The sequence below is a fragment of the Ornithinimicrobium carbonis genome (genome assembly GCF_050703245.1).
Taxonomy (GTDB): Bacteria; Actinomycetota; Actinomycetes; order Actinomycetales; family Dermatophilaceae; genus Ornithinicoccus.
This window is the reverse complement of the sequence record NZ_CP192647.1, coordinates 2,789,064-2,808,353: the sequence shown is the minus strand read 5'-3', so window position 1 is coordinate 2,808,353 and position 19,290 is coordinate 2,789,064. Positions and strand designations below refer to the sequence as shown.

The following is a 19,290-nucleotide window of genomic DNA, read 5'->3' as shown; positions in this document are numbered from 1 at the left end:
AGTGGGAGGACAGCCACCCGCCCGGGATGAGGCAGGGCGACGGGGGCGACCGGCCCTGCGGACGGCCCTACCGGCCTGCACCCCTACCAGCGGCGGCGGACCTACAGTGGCCCCGTGGACCTGGATGCGCTCGTGACGCGCCGCCGCGCGGACTGGCACCGGCTGGAGACCCTGTCGCGGCGACGTCGGCTCAGCGGGGCGGAGGCCGACGAGCTGGTGGACGGCTACCAGCGGGCCGCGACCGACCTCTCCCTCGTGCGCTCCGGCGCCCCCGACGCCGGGGTGGTCTCCTACCTCTCCGCGCTCGTGGCCCGTGCGCGGGCCCGGGCGGGGCGGGTCCCGACCGCGTCGTGGTCGGGGGTGGGCCGGTTCTTCGCCGAGGACTTCCCGGCCGCGCTCTACCGGCTGCGGTGGTGGTGGGGCACCACCGCCGTGGTCAACGTCGTCGTCGGGCTGGTGCTGGGCTGGTGGCTCTACCACCACCCGGTCGTGGAGAACACCCTGCTCACGCCGCAGGAGGTCCAGCTCCTCGTCGACGTCCAGTTCGAGTCCTACTACTCCGAGCACCCCGCGAGCAGCTTCTCCACGCTCGTCTGGGTCAACAACGCCTGGGTCGCGGCGCGGGCCATCGGGATGGGGGTGCTGGGGTTCCCGGTCGTGTGGGTGCTGTGGCAGAACATCGCCAACGTCGCGGTCATCGGCTCGCTCATGCACCGCTACGACCGCGCCGGTGTCTTCTGGGGGCTGCTGACGCCCCACGGTCTGCTGGAGCTCATGGCCGTCTTCGTGGCTGCCGGGGTGGGCCTGCGGCTGTTCTGGGCGTGGGTCGCCCCCGGACCCAGGACCCGGCTGGCCAACCTGGCCGCGGAGGGTCGCACCGCCGCGGGGGTGGCGCTCGGGCTGGTCGTCGTCCTCCTCGTGGCCGGCGTCATCGAGGGCTTCGTCACACCCTCGCCGCTGCCGACGTGGGCCCGGGTGGGGATCGGGGTGCTGGCCCTGCTGGGCTTCCTGGCGTACGTCTTCACCCTCGGCCGGGCGGCCGTCCGGCGGGGCGTGACCGGGGACGTGGGGGAGGACCAGCAGGCGGCGTCCGCGCCCTCGGCGGGCTGACCCCGGCCGGCGGTCCTCAGACGCCCATGTCCTCGTAGGAGCGAGGATCCTCGATCGGTTCCAGGTGGCAGTTCACCCGCAGGTCGGGATAGGCCTCGAGCAGGGAGTCGGTGATGTCCTCGGCCAGGTCGTGGCCCCGCTTGACGCTCCACTCCCCGGGGACGAGCAGGTGCATCTCCATGAAGCGACGGTGCCCGGACTCCCGGGTGCGCACGGCGTGGAACTGGACCTCGTCGCTGGCCCACCCGTCCAGGATGCGGCCGATCCGTTCGTTGTCCTCCTTCGGCAGGCTGGCGTCCATGAGCCCGGCGGCGGAGGTGGCGACCAGGCTCCACCCGGTGACGAGGATGTTGACTCCCACGGCGAAGGCCACCACCGGGTCCAGCCGCTCCCACCCCGTCAGCCAGACCAGGGCCACGCCGACGACGACGCCGACCGAGGTCCACACGTCGGTGAGCAGGTGCTCGCCGTCGGCCGTGAGGGTGATCGAGCGGTGCCGACGACCCGCCCGCAGGAGGACCCAGGCGACCCCGCCGTTGACCACCGACGCGAGCACCGAGATGAGCAGGCCGACCCCGACCCGCTCCAGCGGCTGCGGGTCCAGGAAGCGCTGCACGGAGACCATGAGGATGACGGCCGCGGCGACGAAGATCATCAGACCCTCGACCGCGGCGGCGAAGTACTCGGCCTTGCTGTGGCCGTAGTTGTGCTTCTTGTCCGGCGGGCGCAGGGCCACCCGCAGGGCCACCAGGGCCACGATCGCCGCGACCAGGTTGACCAGCGACTCCGCGGCGTCCGAGAGCAGGCCCACGGAGCCGGTCAGCAGCCACGCCCCCGACTTGAGGCCGATCGTCACCAGCGCGGCCGCGATCGAGAGCCAGGCGAACCGGGTCAGGTCCTGGGGGGCGGGGTGGCGCGTGCTGGGGGTCGGGTCGGGGGTGCTGCTCATCGACGACGCGGCGGGCAGGGGGCGGTGGACACCCGACGATGCTACCGGCGGGCAGGCGGGTCGGCGGTCCACACCCACCGTGCACTCAGAGGCGGCCGGTCGCCTTCAGCCGCAGGTAGTGGTCGGCGAGGGCGGGCGCCAGGTCGTGCGGCGGGCGGTCCACGACGTCGACCCCGAGCTGGTGGAGGGCCGAGGCGGTCCGGCGGCGCAGCGACCCGGTCCGCTCGGCGGCGGCCGCGTCGTAGACCGACCCGACCGAGCCCAGGTCGTGGGCCATCTCGGCCACCGAGGGGTCGGCGACGGAGGCCAGGACCACGTGGTGGTGGGCGGTCAGGCTGGGCAGCACGGGCAGCAGCCCCTCCTCGACCGCGGCCGGCTCCAGCGGTGTGAGCAGCACGACCAGGGCCCGCCGCCGGGTGGTCGCGTTCACCGCTCCCGCAAGCCGGGTCCAGTCGGCCTCCACCAGGACCGGTTCAAGCGGCGCCATCGCGGTCACCAGGCGGTGCAGCAGGTCGGCCGACCCGGCGGCGCTCCCCGCACCTGAGCCCACCCGCGCCCGCATGACTCGGTCGCCCGCCAGCAGGTCGACGCGGTCACCGGCCCGGGTCGCCAGGGCCGCCAGCAGCAGGGCAGCGTCCATCGCCGCGTCCAGCCGAGGCTCGTCGCCGACCCGGGCCGCGCTGGTGCGGGAGGTGTCCAGGACCAGCAGCACGCGGCGGTCCCGCTCCGGCTGCCAGGTACGCACGACGGTGTGCTGGCGCCGTGCCGTGGCCCGCCAGTCGATGGACCGCACGTCGTCGCCGTCGACGTAGTCGCGCAGGGAGTCGAACTCCGTGCCCTGCCCGCGCGTGCGCACCGCCGAGCGCCCGTCGATCTGGCGGAGCCGGGCCAGCCGGCTCGGCAGGTGGCGGCGGGACCGGAAGGGGGGCAGGGAACGGACCACCCCGGCGACGGCCGTCCGGCGCTGCCGCCCGGCCAGGCCGAGGGGGCCGTGCACGCGGACGGTGACCGTCGTGGCGGGCCGGTCACCGCGCCGGGTCGGCGTGAGCACGGTCCGGACCCGCTGCACCCGGCCCGGAGCGAGGTCGAGGACGTGCCGGGCGCCGTCCGCCCCGGCCGACGGCACCCAGGCGTCCTGCACCAGCCCCCGCACGCGGCGGGACCCCTCGTGGGTGAGGGTGAGCTCCGTGGCGCTCGATCCGCCCAGACGCACCGGCGGCACCTCACCGCGCACCACCGTCAGCGCCCCCGGGGAGGGGGTCAGCAGCAGGTCCAGCGCTACGAGCACGGCGACGAGGAGCAGCCAGCCCGCGGCGACCACCCCGGCCCGCCCGGGCCACAGGGCGGCGGGGACGAGGCCCAGGAGCACCAGGGCCACGACCGGCCCACGCACGACCACGGCCGGCCTCAGCGGGGGACGGGGACCGAGGAGAGCACGGTGCGCAGCACCGCGTCGGCGTCCACGCCCTCGAGCTCGGCCTCCGGGCGCAGCGCCACCCGGTGCGCCAGGGTGGCGGGAGCCAGCGCCTTGACGTCGTCCGGCGTGACGAACCCCCGCCCTGACAACCAGGCCCAGGCGCGCGCCGAGGCCAGCAGGGCCGTCGCCCCCCGGGGACTGACCCCCAGCTGCAGGGAGGGGGCGGTCCGGGTCGCCCGGGCCAGGTCCACGACATACCCCACGATCTCGGGGGAGACCTGCACGGACCGGACGGCCGTCGACGCGGCCGCCAGGTGCGCCGCCCCCGCGACCGGGGTGACCCCTGCGGCCGCGAGGTCACGCGGGTCGAAGCCCGCGGCGTGGCGGGTGAGGACCTCGACCTCGTCCTCCCGGGGCGGCAGGGGGACCGTCAGCTTGAGCAGGAAGCGGTCCAGCTGGGCCTCCGGCAGGGGGTAGGTTCCCTCGTACTCCACCGGGTTCTGGGTGGCCGCCACCAGGAAGGGCGTGGGCAGCGCGCGACCGGTGCCGTCGACGGTGACCTGCCGCTCCTCCATGGCCTCCAGCAGGGCCGACTGGGTCTTCGGCGGCGTGCGGTTGATCTCGTCGGCCAGCAGCAGGTTGGTGAAGACCGGACCGGGGCGGAAGGTGAAGTCGCCCCGACCGCTGTCGTAGACCATCGAGCCGGTGACGTCGCCGGGCATGAGGTCGGGGGTGAACTGCACCCGCGCGGTGCGCACGGACAACGCCCGGGCGAGCGCCCTGACCAGCAGGGTCTTGGCCGTCCCGGGCACCCCCTCCAGCAGCACGTGCCCGCCCGTCAGGAGCGCGACGAGCAGCCCGGAGACGGCCTGGTCCTGACCCACGACGGCCCGCGCGACCTCCGTCCGGACGGCCTGCAGGGCGAAGCGCGCGTCCTCGGGGTCCGGGGGGACGTCGGGAGGTGCGGCGTCGGACGTGCCGGACGGTGTCGGCGGGGGAGTCATCGATGAGGTCCTTCCTCGAGGGATCGCAGCCGGCGCGCGACGTCCACCAGGGTGGCGTCGTCGTCGGCGGTGGGGTCGGTGAGCAGTCGTCGGACGGCCCCGGGCGGCTGGCCGGTCGTGGCGGCGACCCGCTCGACCAGGTCGTCGGTGCCCGTGGCGGGCGGCAGGCCCAGGCGCTGGGCCAGGCGGTGGCGCGTGCCCTCCTGCAGCGCGCCCAGGGCGTGCTCCCGGTCGTGCGCCTGCCGGTAGAGCCGGCCCCGGGCCCGGGTGGTCTCGGCCGCGTGGACGACCGCGGGGAGGGGCTCGACGACGACCGGGGCCAGCCGCCGACCCTGCCACAGCCCGGTGACGAGCACCGCCGCCGCGAGCAGGACCACCGAGGCGGTGAGGTTGCGGGGCAGCACGTCCCACAGTCCCTGGGCCGAGGCGTCGGGGGGTGCGTCGCCGGGGGAGGGCACCACCCACACCAGCTCCTCGGGGCCGCCCAGCAGCCGCAGGCCCAGCGCGGCGTGCGCCTCCTCCAGGACGTGCTCGTTGGTCAGCGCCGAGGGGAAGCCGACGAGGGTGAGGGGTGGGTGTCCGGAGGTGGCGGGCAGCTCCAGCAGCGCGCCGACCCGCGCGCCTCCGGCGTTGTGGCTGGGGGTGGGCGGGTAGCAGGCGGTGGCCGCGGCACGCTCCGCCCCGTCGACCTCGAGCATGACGTCCGCGCGGGCCAGCAGGTCGCCGTCGCGCACCCACGGGGCCGTGCACCCCGCCTCCAGGACCCGGTCGCCGCCCGGTGCCGTCGAGACGGGCAGGTCCAGGACCGCCCCCGGGTCGGCGGAACCGTCGGGGACGAGCACGACGAGGCGGTCGGCATCGGCGACGTGCGCGAGCAGCTCGGCGCCCGCCTCGGGCCCGAGGTATGCCGTGTGCCCCAGGAGCACGGTCGTGCCCGGCCCCACCGGACGCTCCAGCAGGCGCCGCGTGCCGTCCACGACCTCGACCCGGGTCCCCTGCTGCTCCAGGACCCGGGCGAGGGCCCTGGTCCCCTCGTGGCCGGGGTTGTCGGGGGAGAGCGGCTCCCCGGTGTCCTGGCGGGTGAGCAGGGTGGCGACGACCGCCATCCCCAGCAGGAGGAGCACCCACGGGACCCATCGGCGCACCCACGGGACGCGTCGGCGGACCCCCGGGGACGGTGCGCCCGTGGGCCCCCCGGACGGTCGGTCCGACCGCGCAGCCGGTCGACGCGCCACGGCGGCGGTCACCGGGGGACCGCCGGCCCGGGGACCCGGGCGGTCGTGGCACGGACGGGGGCCTGCTCGAGGCGGGACCCCAGCTCCAGGACCGCCCGCGCCTGCTCCGGGGTGGCGCGGCCGTTCCCGTAGCGGACCGCGTCGAACCGGTCCGCGGCCGCCGTGAGGTCGCCGGCCAGTGCGGGCACCCGGGCGGCCAGCTCGGCCGCCAGCTCGTGGGCGGTCCGGCCGGGCCGATCGGGCAGCCAGCCCCGCTCGTCGGCGGTGGCCGCCACCGCCCGGTAGGCCTCGAGCAGGGCGGTACCGGGGTCGTCACCGACCAGGGCCCGCTCCGAGAGCTCCCGGTAGGCGGCCGCTCCGAGGGGTCGCTCGGGCAGCACCGAGGGGTCGACCGCGCGCCGTGACAGGGCCGTCTCGCGGCGCCGCTGCCGGGCCGAGCGGGTCAGGACCGCGAGGACGGCGAGGACGACGCCGGCCAGGACCAGCCAGGCCGCCCCGGGCGGGAGCGTCCCCGCGAGGGAGGGGGAGGGCAGCAGGTCGGCCAGCCAGCTGAGGACCCGCTCCACGACCGACTCCCGGACCTGGTACTCACCGCCGGAGAGCTCCTCCTCCAGCCACCGGCGGGCCTCCTCCCGGTCGGGCCCGGGAGTCCCCGCCCGCAGGGCGGTCAACGCCGCCGCCGCGCGGCCCGCTCCTGGGCGGTGCGGTGCAGCATCAGGTCCAGACCCTCACGACGGATCCGCTGGTCGAGGTAGAGGAGCGCCGTCACCCCGGCGGTGAACGGGACGACGACGGCGTTGACGACCAGCTGCACGACGTGGTCGAGCACGATGGCCAGCGTCGACGGGCCCCCGCCGCCGGTGAGGAACCCCTCGCCCAGCAGGAGCAGGACCACCGAGACCGGCACCTGCACGGCGGCCGTGAACGCGGCGGTGACCAGGCCTGCCAGGACGGTGATCCCCGTGATCCGCCAGGACTGCCGCCCCGAGGACAGCGCCCAGGCCCGCCGCACCCCCTGCCACGGCCCGGCTCGCTCGAGCACGACGGGGGCCGGGGCCAGCGAGAGGCGGCTCCCCGACCAGAGGAGCACGACCGCGGCCGCGAGGCCGCCCAGGACGGCCACGAGGACGGCGATCACGTCGCCGGCGCCGCTGGCCGCCCACGTGGCCAGCACGACGAGGAGGACCACCGCGGCTCCGAGCAGGAGCAGGAGCACGGTCATCACCACCAGCGCCCCCAGCAGGGCGGGCAGGCGGCCGCGGACCGCCTCCCAGGCCTCCTGCAGCCCGGCCCGGTCGCCCAGGACGGCCTCACCGACGGTGTGGACGATCAGGCCGGTGAGCGTGGTGGAGGCCAGGGCCGAGAAGAGCAGCGTGACCAGCAGGAGCACGGCATCGCGGTCGGTGGGGGCGATCGCGCTCGTCCTGGCGACCCCCAGCGAGAGCACCAGGGAGGGCAGGAGCAGGACGGCCAGGACCAGCAGGGCCATCCCCACGGTCGCACGGGGGTTGCGGCGCATCGTCTGCAGCGACCCGCCGAAGACGTCCCCCAGGCCCAGCGGGCGCAGCGGGACCACGCCGGGCTGGTGCTGGTGGGCCAGCTCCTCGGGCGTGAGCCGCTGCCACGGGTCTGGCCCGTCCGCGGCGGGAGGGGGCAACGGTGCTCCTGACCCGGGTGGCGGCATACCGGGCGGCGGCGGCGCCCCGGGCGGGAGACCGTGCAGCGGTGCGCCGGGTGGCGGCATACCGGGCGGTGGTGCCCCGGGCGGCGGCATACCGGGCGGTGGTGCCCCGGGCGGCGGCATGCCGTGCGGCGCCTCCCCGGGCCCCCCGTGCGGCTGCGTCATCCCCCGGCTCCTCCTGCGGTGCGGACGCCCGCCCCCTCGGGTGCGAGCAGGTCGTGGACGAGGCGCTCGGCCTCCTTGGCGGTGACCGGGACGGCCCCGAGAGCCTCCTGGGCGGCCACGATACCCGGCTCGGCACGACGCAGGACGTGCCCCCGGCGCCACAGCGTCCACGGCGGCTTGCGCCGTTCAGCGAGGTCGCGCACGAGACGACGCCCGAAGGTGAGCCAGGGGCGGTTGCGCACGCAGAAGGCCTGGGCCAGCAGGCCCTTCTCCCGCAGCCCGGCCACGGTGTGCGCCGCGAAGATCCCCTCGGCCACGACGACGTGGTGGCGCCCTCGCACGAGCACGTGGTGGCCGGTGATGCTGGAGCTGGAGATGTCGTAGACCGGCACGTCGGTGCAGCCGTGCACGCAGAGCTCCTCCAGCGCCTCCAGCGCCGCGTCCACGTGCCAGGAGCGCACGTCGTCCCAGTCCACCAGGCCCAGCGGACTCATCGGCAGGTCCGGGTCGCCGCCCTCGCGGTAGAAGTCGTCCAGCGCCACCATCGGCCAGCCGAACCGGGCGGTCAACCGGCGGGCCAGGCGGGACTTGCCGGCACCGCTGGGCCCGGCGAGCACGAGGACCCGCGCGGGTCGGGTGGCAGCGGGCTCCATGGCCCGACAGTCTAGGACGTGCCGCGCCTAGACTCTGCGGGCGTGAGCACCTCTCCGCCGTCCGGCCACCCGCCCGTCGACCCCGCGCGGGGACCCGGCCCCGGCCCCGGCGCCGGTCGTCTGCAGGGGCCGCTGGTGCGGGTCTACCGGACGCTGCCGGCCCGGTTGATGGGGTGGGCGCTCGTCGCCGGGGCCGGTGTGCTGGCGGTGCTGACCCTCGTGGACGTCGTGTCGGGGCACCGCACCGGTCTGCTCCCGCCGACCGCGCTCGTGGTGGGGGTGGCGGCCCTGGGCTGGGTGCTGTTCCTGCGGCCCTCGGTGCGGCTCCACGAGGACGGGGTCGTGCTGGGCAACGTCCTCACCGACACCGTCGTGCCGTTCGCGGCGGTCGAGGAGGTCACCCACCAGTGGTCCCTGGAGCTGCACGACCTGCAGGGCAGGCGGCACGGGTCCTGGGCGGTTCCGGTCAAGCGCGAACGGGTGCGGCGACGGTCCGTGGACGACTTCGCCGAGACGACCGTGCGGGGGCGGGGGGACGCCGGGACGACCGCCCAGGGGGTCGCCGACGAGGTGCAGCGGGCCCTGCAGCGCTGGCGCCTGGACGGCGGGGAGCTCGGTGTCGCCGCACGCGACCGGCAGGACCTGGCCGGACCGGGCAGGGCCGCGGCCCCGGGGTCCTCGGCAGCGACGTCGCCGCGCGTGGCCCAGCGGCCGGCCTGGGGAGCGGTCGCCGTGCTGACGCTCGCCGTGGCCCTGGTGGTGCTCGCGGTCCTGGCCTGAGGTCCGGGCCGCCCGGTCGCCTCCCGGTCAGACCCGGGTGAGCTCCTCCATCGCCGCCCGCGCGTCCGCCAGCCGCCGCCCGGCCTCCTCGCGGGCCGCGGCCAGGCCGTCGTCCCCCTGCACGGCCACGACCGCCTCGAGGTAGACCTTCAGCTTGGGCTCGGTCCCGCTCGGCCGCACGATGACCCGGGTGTCGTCGACCAGCAGGAACCGCATTCCCTCGGTCGGGGGCAGCCCGTCGACCCCGTCGGCCAGGTCCTCGACGCTGCTGACGTCCGTGCCGCCCAGCCGCGCGGGCGGTTCCTCACGCAGCCGCTGCATCACCGGGGGGATCAGCGCCAGGTCGGACACCCGCACCGAGAAGGCGTCGGTCTGGTGCACCCCGTGGTGCCGGGCCAGGTCGTCCAGCACGTCCAGCAGCGTGCGGCCCTGCGCCTTGAGCCCGGCCGCCATCTCCGCGGCCAGAAGCGCGGCGGTGACCCCGTCCTTGTCCGGGACCGTGGCCGGGTCGACGCAGTACCCCAGCGCCTCCTCGTAGCCGTAGGCCAGCCCGGGGACGCGGCCGATCCACTTGAACCCGGTCAGGGTCTCCTCGCCCGGCAGGCCCGCGGCCTCGGCCATCGCGCCGAGCAGGCGGGAGGAGACGATCGAGCGCGCCAGCACCCGGCGGTCCCCGGTGGCCCGGCCGCGGTCGATGACGTGCTGCCCCAGGAGGGCGCCGACCTCGTCGCCCCGGAGCATCCGCCAGGAGCCGCCGTCCCGCACGGCCAGGGCGCACCGGTCGGCGTCGGGGTCGTTGGCCACCACCAGGTCAGGGTGCTCGCGCTCGGCCAGCGCCAGCGCCGCGTCGATGGCCCCCGGCTCCTCGGGGTTGGGGAAAGCCACGCTGGGGAAGTCCGGGTCCGGTTCCTGCTGCTCGACCACCTGCTCCGGAGCGGGGAAGCCGGCCCGGACGAAGGCCTCGCGGACGACCTGCGAGCCCACGCCGTGCAGCGCGGTGTGCACGACGGACAGCGAGCGCGGACCGTCGGGGTCCAGGACCGCGACGGCGGCGTCCAGGTAGGCCTGCGTCACCGAGTCGTCCAGCGTGACCCAGCCGTCGTCGGCCCGCGGGACCTGAGCGACCGAGGGCACGGCGGCGATCTGCTCGGCGATGTCCCGGTCGGCGGGCGGGACGATCTGCGACCCGTCACCCAGGTAGACCTTGTAGCCGTTGTCCTCGGGCGGGTTGTGGCTGGCGGTGACCATGACACCGGCCTCGGCCCCCAGGTGCCGGACGGCGAACGCCAGCACCGGTGTCGGCAGGGGGTGGGGGAGGACCATGGCGCGCCCGCCCGCGGCGGTCACGACCGCGGCGGTGTCCCGGGCGAAGACGTCGGAGTTGTGCCGGGCGTCGAAGCCGACGACCACGGTCGGCCCGTCGCCGTCCCCGCGTCGGCGCAGCATCTGGGTGAGGTATGCCGTGAGGCCGGCGGCGGTGCGCAGGACGACGGCGCGGTTCATCCGGTTCGGGCCGGCCCCGAGGGCCCCCCGCAGCCCGGCGGTACCGAACTCCAGGAACCCGGCGAACCGGTCCTGCAGGTCGGCCCGGGCGTCACCCTCCCCGGCGCGGACCCGCTCGAGCAGGTCGGCCAGCTCGGCGCGGGTCACCGGGTCCGGGTCGTCGGCCATCCAGGCGTCCGCGCGCTCCAGCAGGGCGGGGTCGAGGTCGTCGTGCTGCGTCATCGGTGTCCTCCGGGATCGGCTCGGTGCGCGGGCCGGTCGTCGCCGCGCGGGACGTCGTGAGGGGGGCGGGTGGGAGGGGGGATCACAACCGCGCCACGATCCGGGCGAGCAGCTCGCCGCAGCGCTCGCCGGCGGCCCGGCCGGCTTCGATCACGTCCTGGTGGTCCAGGGGCACCGGGCTGATCCCGGCCGCGGGGTTGGTCACCAGGGAGATGCCCAGCACCTCCAGTCCGGCCTCCCGGGCGGCGATCGCCTCCAGGGTGGTGGACATGCCCACCAGGTCGCCCCCGAGGGTGCGGGCCATCCGCACCTCCGCCGGCGTCTCGTAGTGCGGCCCGCGGAACTGGACGTAGACGCCCTCGGGCAGGTCGGGGTCCACCTCCCGGGCCAGGTCGCGCAGCCGGGGGGTGTACAGGTCGGTGAGGTCCACGAACGTGGCCCCCTCCAGGGGCGAGGCCGCGGTGAGGTTGAGGTGGTCCGAGATGAGCACCGGCGTCCCCGGTCCCCACTCGGGCCGCAGCCCGCCGCACCCGTTGGTCAGCACGACCGTGCGGCACCCGGCCGCGGCCGCGGTCCGGACCGCGTGCACGACGGCCCGCACCCCCCGTCCCTCGTAGAAGTGGGTGCGGGTGCCGTAGACCAGGACCCGTCGACCGTCGGGGAGGGGGATCGAGCTGATCGTCCCGGTGTGGCCCGCGACGGCCGCCGCGCCGAACCCGGGCACGTCCGTGTTCTCGATCACGGTGTCGGGCGTGCCGAGCCGGTCGGCGGCGGGCTTCCACCCGCTGCCGAGCACGAGCGCCACGTCGTGCCGGGCGGCACCGGTGCGCTCGGCCAGGACCGCGGCCGCGGCCCGGGCGACCTCCTGGGGGTCGGTGCGGGGGTCGTCGAGGTCGGGGGCGGGAGAGGCGTCGGTCACCCGGGCAGCGTACCGATGGTTTGATGGGGGCGTGAGTGCAGCCAACAAGTCCGTCGTGGTGATCGGTGGTGGCCCCGGAGGCTACGAGGCGGCCCTGGGGGCGGCCCAGCTGGGCGCGGAGGTGACCGTCGTGGAACGGTCCGGGCTGGGCGGCGCCACGGTGCTGACCGACTGCGTGCCGAGCAAGGCCCTGATCGCCACCGCCGACTTCATGGACCGGTTCAGCGCGGCCAAGCGCATCGGGGTGCACTTCGACGGCGCCCAGGTGCCCGGGGACCAGGGGGTCACCGCCCACATCACCGACGTCAACGCGCGCATCATGCGCCTGGCGGCCGCCCAGAGCCGCGACATCGGGGAGCGGTTGGAGTCCGCGGGCGTCGAGGTGATCCAGGGGGCCGGCCGGCTCCTGCCGGACGGGACGGTCGAGGTCGTCGAGGGGGTGGGGGCCGTCCCCTCGGGGGAGGAGCCCGCGCCGCACGGGGCGGACCGCGACCAGGGGCGGGTCACCCGCACCCTGGAGGCCGACCTCGTGCTCGTGGCCACCGGCGCCCGCCCCCGGGTGCTGGACACCGCCCGGCCCGACGGCGAGCGCATCCTCACGTGGCAGCAGATCTGGGACCTCACCGAGCTGCCCGCGCACCTGGTCGTCATCGGCTCCGGCGTCACCGGGGCCGAGTTCGCGCACGCCTACCTGGGCCTCGGGTCGCAGGTCACGCTCATCTCCCTCCCGCGACCGCGTGCTCCCGGGGGAGGACGCGGACGCGGCCAACGTCGTCGAGGAGGTCTTCCGCCGCCGGGGCATGACCGTGCTCAACCGCTCGCGGGCGGCCGAGGTGCGCCGCGAGGGGGACGGGGTCGTGGTCACCCTGGAGGACGGGCGCGAGGTGCCGGGGACCCACGCCCTGCTGGCGGTGGGGTCGATCCCCAACACCACGGACCTGGGGCTGGAGGAGGCCGGGGTCCGGCTGACCGCCTCGGGCCACGTCGAGGTCGACCGGGTCTCGCGCACCAGCGTCCCCGGGGTCTACGCCGCGGGCGACTGCACCGGCGTGTTCCCGCTGGCCTCGATCGCCGCGATGCAGGGCCGCATCGCCGTGGCCCACGCCCTCGGTGACGCCGTGGCGCCCCTGTCGCTGGGCAAGGTCAGCTCGAACATCTTCACCGACCCAGAGATCGCCACGGTGGGGGCCAGCCAGGCCGACGTGGACGAGGGCCGGGTGGACGCCCGGGCGGTGATGCTGCCGCTGACCAAGAACCCCCGGGCCAAGATGCAGAACCTCTCCGACGGCTTCGTCAAGCTCTTCGCCCGCAAGGGCAGCCACACGATCGTCGGCGGCGTGGTGGTCGCCCCGAGGGCCAGCGAGCTGATCTTCCCCATCGCCCTGGCCGTGGCCAACCGGCTCAACGTGGACCAGTTCTCCTCGACCTTCACGATCTACCCCTCGATGTCGGGGTCGCTGGCCGAGGCCGCCCGGCAGCTGCACGAGATCGCGGACTGACGACCGCGGGACGCCGCTGCCGCCGGGCTGCCCCGGACGCCGGACGCCGGGCGGCCCGTGGCGGCACGGCGGCCGGGCACGGTGGTAAAAACCCCCCGCCCACCTGCCGCGGACCCGTCAGTCCTTGAGCTCGCAGATCACCGCGCCGTTGGCGACGGTCTCGCCGACCGACGCGCTGAACCCGGTGACCGTGCCCGCCTTGTGCGCCTTGAGCGGCTGCTCCATTCATCGCCTCCAGGACCACGACCACGTCGCCCTCGGCCACCTGCTGGCCCTCCTCGACGGCGATCTTGACGATCGTGCCCTGCATCGGGGCGGTCACCGCGTCGCCCGAGGCCGCCGCACCACCACCGCCGCCGCGGGAGCGCTTGGGCGCCTTCCGGCGGGTGGAGCTCGTGCCGCCACCGTTGCCCCCGAGGGACAGGCCGGCGGGCAGCGAGACCTCCAGGCGCTGGCCGCCGACCTCGACGACGACCGTCTGGCGCTCGCCGTCCTCCGGCGTGTCGTCGGCGGTCGGCCCCGACCAGGGCTGGATCTGGTTGTCGAACTCGGTCTCGATCCACCGGGTGTGCACGGAGAACGCTTCGGAGGGCTCCGACGGGGCGAAGGCCGGGTCGGACACGACGGCCTGGTGGAAGGGCAGCACCGTGGGCATGCCCTCGACCACGAGCTCGCCGAGAGCGCGGCGCGACCGCTCGAGGGCCTGCTCGCGGGTGCGACCGGTGACGACGAGCTTGGCGATCATCGAGTCGAAGGCGCCGGCGACGGTGTCGCCCTCGACGATCCCGGCGTCCCAGCGGACACCCGGGCCGTGGGGGACGACCATGCGCGAGACGGTGCCGGGTGCGGGCATGAAGTCGCGGCCGGCGTCCTCGCCGTTGATGCGGAACTCGAACGAGTGCCCCTGGGGGGTCGGATCGTCATACCGCAGCTCCTCGCCGTCGGCGATGCGGAACTGCTCGCGCACGAGGTCGATCCCGGTGACCTCCTCGGTCACGGGATGCTCGACCTGCAGGCGGGTGTTGACCTCGAGGAAGGAGATCGTGCCGTCCTGCGCCACGAGGAACTCGCACGTGCCGGCGCCGACGTAGCCCGCCTCCTTGAGGATGGCCTTGGAGGCCCGGACGAGCTCGGCGCGCTGCTCCTCGGTCAGGAACGGGGCCGGGGCCTCCTCGACGAGCTTCTGGTTGCGGCGCTGGAGGGAGCAGTCACGGGTCGAGACCACGACCACGTTGCCGTGCTGGTCGGCCAGGCACTGCGTCTCGACGTGGCGGGGCTTGTCGAGGAACTTCTCGACGAGGCACTCGCCCCGCCCGAAGGCGGTGACGGCCTCGCGGACCGCGGAGTCGAACAGCTCGGGGATCTCCTCCATGGTGCGGGCGACCTTGAGCCCGCGGCCGCCACCGCCGTAGACCGCCTTGATGGCCACGGGGAGGCCGAACTCCTCGGCGAGCGCGACGACCTCGTCGGCGTCCTTGACCGGGTCCTTGGTGCCGGGGGCCAGCGGGGCCCCTGCCCTCACGGCGATGTGCTTGGCCTTCGCCTTGTCGCCGAGCGCGTCGATCGCCTCGGGGCCGGGACCGATCCAGGTGAGGCCGGCGTCCATGACCGCCTGAGCGAAGGAGGCGTTCTCCGCCAGGAAGCCGTAGCCGGGGTGGACCGCGTCGGCGCCCGCCTGCCGCGCCACGTCCAGCAGCTTCTCCTGGACGAGGTAGGAGTCTCCCGGGGTCGTGCCGCCCAGGGACCATGCCTCGTCGGCCACCTTCACGTGCAGCGCGTCCCGGTCGGGGTCGGCGTAGACCGCGACCGAGGTCAGGCCTGCGTCCTTGCAGGCACGGGCGATGCGGACGGCGATCTCGCCGCGGTTGGCGATGAGGACCTTGCTGATCGGCATGGCGATCACCCTAGACCCACGGGGGCGTCGCGACGCGCCAGGGTATGCCGTGCCACGGCCTGCGTCGGTCGCTCCGCGGGGCGCCGGTCACGCCGTCCCCGGGGTCATCCGGGCGAGGTCCGCGGAGCACCGGCGCTCGAGGTCGTCCAGCTCCCGCAGGGACTCGTCCACGTCCCGTCGGCGCCGCTCGAGGTCCGCGCGACGGTCGCCGATCTGGTCCAGCAGGTAGCGCAGCTGGCCGGCCTCGCCCGGCTGGTCGTCGTACATCCCCAGGATGGTGGAGATCTCCTCCAGGGAGAACCCCAGGCGGCGGCCCCGCAGGATGAGCGCCAGGCGGGTGCGCTCCCGCCGGCGGTAGACCCGCCGCTGCCCCTCCCGCCCGGGATCGACCAGGCCGAGGTGCTCGTAGTGGCGCAGGGCACGGTGGGTGACCCCGTAGTCGTCGGCCATCTGCGCGATGGTCCAGGTGGGTTCGTCGTCGGTGCGGTTCACGGTTGTCCTTACGTCAACTGGCGGTCCGGGCATCCTGCTTGACCTTCGCGTCAACGTCAAGGACGATGGGGCTCGCGACCGCCGCACCCGCAGGCCCGGGAGGCGGCCTGCGCCCCGCAGCCACCGCCCGGAAGGACGAGGACACCGATGTTCGAGCTGACCCAGGACCACGAGGACTTCCGCCGGCTCGTGCGCGAGTTCGCCGAGGCCGAGGTGGCCCCCCACGTCGAGCAGTGGGACCGGGAGGCGCACTTCCCGACCGACCTGGTGCCCAAGATGGGCGAGCTCGGCCTCTTCGGTCTCAACGCCCCGGAGGAGTTCGGCGGCGCCGGCCTGGAGGAGGGCGGCTTCACCTACCTGTGCCTGGCGATCGAGGAGCTCGGTCGCGTCGACCAGTCCGTCGGCATCACCCTCTCCGCCGGTGTCGGCCTGGGCATCAACCCGATCCTCTCCTTCGGCTCGCAGGAGCAGAAGGAGCGCTTCCTGCCCGACCTCGTCGCCGGTCGTGCGCTCGCCGGCTTCGGCCTGACCGAGCCCGAGGCCGGGTCCGACGCCGGGGCCACCCGGACCCGGGCCCGGCTTGAGGACGGCTCGTGGGTGGTCAACGGCGCCAAGGCCTTCATCACCAACTCCGGCACCGACATCACCTCCGTCGTGACGGTCACCGCACGGACGGGGGAGACCGCCGACGGCCGGCCCGAGCTCAGCGCGATCATGGTGCCGTCGGGCACCGAGGGCTTCGTCGTCGAACCCGCCTACCGCAAGCTGGGCTGGCACATCTCCGACACCCACGGCCTGACGTTCGAGGACTGCCGGGTGCCCGAGGACCACCTGCTGGGCGCGCCCGCGGCGAGGGATTCAAGCAGTTCCTCAAGACCCTCGACGACGGCCGCATCGCGATCTCCGCGCTCGCCGTCGGCTGCGCCCAGCGGATGCTGGAGGAGACCACCGCCTACGCCTCCGAGCGGATCGCCTTCGGCCGCCCGATCGCGGTCAACCAGGGGGTCTCCTTCCAGATCTCCGACCTGGCCGTCATGGTCGAGGCCGCCCGCCTGCTCACCTACAAGGCCGCCTGGCTCAACGACGAGCGCGAGGCGGGCCGTCGCTCGCTCGCCGAGGTGAAGCAGGCCGCGGCGATCGCCAAGCTCTACTCCACCGAGGCCGCGGTCACCACCACCCGCATCGCGACCCAGGTCTTCGGCGGCAACGGGTTCATGGAGGAGTACCCCGTGGCCCGGTTCTTCCGGGACGCCAAGATCCTGGAGATCGGGGAGGGTACCTCGGAGGTCCAGCGGATGGTCATCGCCCGGGGCCTCGGCCTCCCGTCCTGAGCGGGGCTGGCACGATGACGGGCATGGAGCACTCCGGCACCGGGGGCGACCCCTCCCAGGACCCCCGGGTCGCGGACCTGCGCGCCCGGCTCGCGACGGCATACCAGGACTCGGCGCAGCCGTCGGAGAAGGCGCGCGCCAAGCTCGACGCCCAGGGCAAGCTCTACGTGCGCGAGCGGATCGCGCTGCTCTTCGACGACGGAACCTTCGTCGAGGACGGGCGCTACGCCAACGCCACCGCGGCGGGGCTGCCCGCCGACGGCGTCGTCACCGGGCGGGGCGAGGTCGACGGGCGGCCTGCGATCGTGGTGGCCAACGACCCCACGGTCAAGGCCGGGTCGTGGGGGGCCCGCACGGTGGAGAAGATCATCCGGGCCACCGAGGCGGCGCTGCGCGAGGAGCTGCCGCTGTTCTGGTTCGTGGACTCCGCCGGGGCCCGGATCACCGACCAGGTCGACCTCTTCCCGGGCCGGCGCGGGGCCGGACGGATCTTTTCCAACCAGGTCGCCCTGTCGGGCAAGGTTCCCCAGATCTGCTGCCTGTTCGGCCCGAGCGCCGCGGGCGGGGCCTACATCCCCAGCTTCACCGACGTCATCATCATGGTCGAGGGCAACGCGTCGATGTACCTCGGGAGCCCGCGGATGGCCGAGATGGTCGTGGGGGAGAAGGTCAGCCTGGAGGAGATGGGCGGTGCCCGGATGCACTGCACCGTCTCCGGCGTCGGCGACCTGCTCGCCGCCGACGACACCGAGGCCGTCGAGATGGCCCGGCACCTGTTCTCCTACCTGCCCGACACCTGGCACGACCCGGTGCCGCACTACGAGGCCGAGCCGCCGGCCCGGCCGCTGACCCGCGACGTCGTGCCCGAGGCCGAGTCGGTGCCGTTCGACGTGCACGAGGTCGTCGAGGGACTGGTCGACGACGACAGCTTCTTCGAGATCAAACCCCTGTTCGCCCCCGAGCTGGTCGTCGGGCTGGGGCGGATGGAGGGACGCACCGTCGGGATCGTGGCCAACAACAGCGCGGTCAAGGGCGGGGTGCTGTTCACCGACTCCGCCGACAAGGCGTCCCGCTTCATCTGGCTGTGCGACGCCTACGGCATCCCCCTGCTCTACCTGGCCGACGTGCCCGGCTTCATGATCGGCTCGGAGGTCGAGCGCGGCGGCATCATCCGGCACGGGGCCAAGATGGTCTCCGCGGTGTCCGAGGCCACCGTGCCGCAGCTGTGCGTCGTCGTGCGCAAGGCCTACGGCGCCGGGCTCTACGCGATGGGCGGCCCGGGTTTCGGCCCGGAGGCCACGATCGCGCTGCCCACCGCCCGGATCGCGGTCATGGGACCGGAGGCGGCGGTCAACGCCGTCTACGCCAACAAGATCGCCGAGATCGCCGACCCGGCGGAGCAGGCCGCCTTCGTCGAGGCCCGTCGGGCGGAGTACCTCGAGGACGTCGACCTGGAACGGCTCGCGGCCGACCTCGTCATCGACGCGGTCGTCGAGCCCGAGCAGCTGCGAGAGGAGGTCGCGCGGCGGTTCCGCTACGCCGGCCGCCGCGACCGGCACTTCTCCACCCGCCACCGCAGCATCCCGCCCGTCTGAGCCGGACCCCGTGGACGCCGGGGACGGGTGCGCGTACCGTGACGGACGTGCGACGCGCTGCGGCGGCAACGGCGGTGGTCGTCCTCCTCCTGGCCGGGTGCCAGGAGGACGGGGACGACCCGTCCGGAACGCCTGCGGGGACCTCGGCGCCCGCGGACGCCGCCACGTCCACGCCGAGCGACGCCACCACGACGACGGACGACGGAGCCGGAGCACCGGGGACCACGGAGGATCCCGGCACGACCACGGGCACCGAGGACGAGCGGACGGGGGAGGTGACGGAGGACCCCACGGACCCGGGGCAGACCTCCGGCGAGCCACCCGACGACGCGACGGAGGAGCCCGGCACCGTCGGCGACGAGCCGACCGGCACGGGGTCCGAGCAGGCTCTTCCACCGTGGACCGACGATCCGCAGAGCGGGCGTCCGCCGCGTCGGACGAACCCCAGGAGATCACCGGCGTCCGCACGGGCCTGCACGAGGACTTCGACCGGGTGGTGCTCGACCTCACCGGTGACCGACCCGTCCTCGGATGGTTCGTGGGGCCGGTCGACGAGGCGGTCGAGGACCCCACGGGCTTCTCGCTCGGCGTGGAGGGCGAGGCCTTTGTCGAGGTGTCCGTCCGGGGGATCGACTGGACGACGGAGTCGCCCGAGCGCTACGACGGGGACCGGGTCCTCGGCGCCGGCACCGAGGTCCTCACCGAGGTGGTCCTCGGCGGTCTCTTCGAGGGGCAGCAGCAGGTCGTCCTGGGTCTGCGCGAGGAGACGGACTACCGGATCTTCACGCTGTCCGACCCGGCCCGCATCGTCGTCGACGTGCGCCACCCCTGAACGGGCGGA

The 19,290-nt window shown here is 74.9% G+C and carries 14 protein-coding genes and 3 pseudogenes; 6 read left to right on the top strand and 11 right to left on the bottom strand.

From position 1 onward, the window contains the following. Positions 1 to 114: 114 nt before the first annotated feature. On the top strand, positions 115 to 1,110 hold the full coding sequence (locus ACQ95T_RS14095) for a stage II sporulation protein M (RefSeq protein ID WP_425941556.1): 996 nt from the start codon (positions 115 to 117) through the stop codon (positions 1,108 to 1,110). 16 nt (positions 1,111 to 1,126) lie between these two features. Here the strand turns inward: ACQ95T_RS14095 and ACQ95T_RS14090 are convergent, their stop codons facing one another. From ACQ95T_RS14090 to ACQ95T_RS14060, 7 genes are all read right to left on the bottom strand, one after another. Next, positions 1,127 to 2,059 (bottom strand): cation diffusion facilitator family transporter, encoded by a 933-nt coding sequence (locus ACQ95T_RS14090; RefSeq protein ID WP_425941555.1) that lies wholly within the window; start codon positions 2,057 to 2,059, stop codon positions 1,127 to 1,129. An 85-nt stretch (positions 2,060 to 2,144) separates the two neighbouring features. Next, positions 2,145 to 3,458: a DUF58 domain-containing protein gene (locus tag ACQ95T_RS14085; protein ID WP_425941554.1), complete on the bottom strand. Its 1,314-nt coding sequence runs from the start codon at positions 3,456 to 3,458 to the stop codon at positions 2,145 to 2,147. An 8-nt stretch (positions 3,459 to 3,466) separates the two neighbouring features. Beyond that, positions 3,467 to 4,480 (bottom strand): AAA family ATPase, encoded by a 1,014-nt coding sequence (locus ACQ95T_RS14080; RefSeq protein ID WP_425941553.1) that lies wholly within the window; start codon positions 4,478 to 4,480, stop codon positions 3,467 to 3,469. Continuing rightward, positions 4,477 to 5,604, bottom strand: a complete 1,128-nt coding sequence (locus tag ACQ95T_RS14075) for a DUF4350 domain-containing protein (protein ID WP_426947901.1) — start codon at positions 5,602 to 5,604, stop codon at positions 4,477 to 4,479. Before ACQ95T_RS14075 ends, ACQ95T_RS14080 begins: the two co-directional genes overlap by 4 nt. Positions 5,605 to 5,723: 119 nt before the next feature. Further along, the gene (locus tag ACQ95T_RS14070; protein ID WP_425941550.1) at positions 5,724 to 6,386 is read right to left on the bottom strand and encodes a DUF4129 domain-containing protein; all 663 of its coding nucleotides are present in this window, start codon (positions 6,384 to 6,386) and stop codon (positions 5,724 to 5,726) included. Beyond that, a complete protein-coding gene (locus ACQ95T_RS14065; protein ID WP_425941548.1) occupies positions 6,383 to 7,372 on the bottom strand; it encodes a hypothetical protein in 990 nt (329 codons plus the stop codon). The genes ACQ95T_RS14070 and ACQ95T_RS14065 overlap by 4 nt, the downstream gene beginning before the upstream one ends. Before the next feature lie 185 nt (positions 7,373 to 7,557). Further along, positions 7,558 to 8,214, bottom strand: coding sequence for a uridine kinase family protein (locus ACQ95T_RS14060; RefSeq protein WP_425941546.1), 657 nt, complete (start codon positions 8,212 to 8,214; stop codon positions 7,558 to 7,560). A gap of 42 nt (positions 8,215 to 8,256) precedes the next feature. Here ACQ95T_RS14060 and ACQ95T_RS14055 point away from each other — a divergent pair, with 42 nt between their 5' ends. Beyond that, positions 8,257 to 8,994 (top strand): hypothetical protein, encoded by a 738-nt coding sequence (locus ACQ95T_RS14055; protein WP_425941544.1) that lies wholly within the window; start codon positions 8,257 to 8,259, stop codon positions 8,992 to 8,994. A 27-nt stretch (positions 8,995 to 9,021) separates the two neighbouring features. Here the strand turns inward: ACQ95T_RS14055 and ACQ95T_RS14050 are convergent, their stop codons facing one another. Further along, positions 9,022 to 10,719, bottom strand: a complete 1,698-nt coding sequence (locus tag ACQ95T_RS14050) for a phospho-sugar mutase (RefSeq protein WP_425941542.1) — start codon at positions 10,717 to 10,719, stop codon at positions 9,022 to 9,024. Positions 10,720 to 10,801: 82 nt separating this feature from the next. Beyond that, the gene (locus tag ACQ95T_RS14045) at positions 10,802 to 11,638 is read right to left on the bottom strand and encodes a purine-nucleoside phosphorylase (protein WP_425941540.1); all 837 of its coding nucleotides are present in this window, start codon (positions 11,636 to 11,638) and stop codon (positions 10,802 to 10,804) included. A gap of 31 nt (positions 11,639 to 11,669) precedes the next feature. Here ACQ95T_RS14045 and ACQ95T_RS14040 point away from each other — a divergent pair. Beyond that, positions 11,670 to 13,137, top strand: a pseudogene (locus tag ACQ95T_RS14040) (NAD(P)H-quinone dehydrogenase). Between the two features lie 117 nt (positions 13,138 to 13,254). Here the strand turns inward: ACQ95T_RS14040 and ACQ95T_RS14035 are convergent. Beyond that, positions 13,255 to 15,031 (bottom strand): annotated as a pseudogene (locus ACQ95T_RS14035) (acetyl/propionyl/methylcrotonyl-CoA carboxylase subunit alpha). 87 nt (positions 15,032 to 15,118) lie between these two features. Then, positions 15,119 to 15,523, bottom strand: a complete 405-nt coding sequence (locus ACQ95T_RS14030) for a MerR family DNA-binding protein (RefSeq protein WP_425941535.1) — start codon at positions 15,521 to 15,523, stop codon at positions 15,119 to 15,121. Between the two features lie 147 nt (positions 15,524 to 15,670). Here ACQ95T_RS14030 and ACQ95T_RS14025 point away from each other — a divergent pair. The 3 genes and pseudogenes from ACQ95T_RS14025 (at position 15,671) to ACQ95T_RS14015 (ending at position 19,281) form a co-directional block, all read left to right on the top strand. Beyond that, positions 15,671 to 16,854, top strand: a pseudogene (locus tag ACQ95T_RS14025) (acyl-CoA dehydrogenase family protein). A 23-nt stretch (positions 16,855 to 16,877) separates the two neighbouring features. Further along, the gene (locus tag ACQ95T_RS14020; RefSeq protein WP_425941531.1) at positions 16,878 to 18,449 is read left to right on the top strand and encodes an acyl-CoA carboxylase subunit beta; all 1,572 of its coding nucleotides are present in this window, start codon (positions 16,878 to 16,880) and stop codon (positions 18,447 to 18,449) included. Positions 18,450 to 18,846: 397 nt separating this feature from the next. Next, positions 18,847 to 19,281, top strand: a complete 435-nt coding sequence (locus ACQ95T_RS14015) for an AMIN-like domain-containing (lipo)protein (RefSeq protein WP_431473024.1) — start codon at positions 18,847 to 18,849, stop codon at positions 19,279 to 19,281. Positions 19,282 to 19,290 lie beyond the last annotated feature (9 nt).

Excerpts from the sequence above, each read along its gene's own strand:
- ACQ95T_RS14090 (WP_425941555.1), bottom strand. The coding sequence starts at position 2,059 with ATGAGCAGCACCCCCGACCCGACCCCCAGCACGCGCCACCCCGCCCCC.
- ACQ95T_RS14080 (WP_425941553.1), bottom strand. The coding sequence starts at position 4,480 with ATGACTCCCCCGCCGACACCGTCCGGCACGTCCGACGCCGCACCTCCC.
- ACQ95T_RS14060 (WP_425941546.1), bottom strand. The coding sequence starts at position 8,214 with ATGGAGCCCGCTGCCACCCGACCCGCGCGGGTCCTCGTGCTCGCCGGG.
- ACQ95T_RS14050 (WP_425941542.1), bottom strand. The coding sequence starts at position 10,719 with ATGACGCAGCACGACGACCTCGACCCCGCCCTGCTGGAGCGCGCGGAC.
- ACQ95T_RS14020 (WP_425941531.1), top strand. The coding sequence starts at position 16,878 with ATGGAGCACTCCGGCACCGGGGGCGACCCCTCCCAGGACCCCCGGGTC.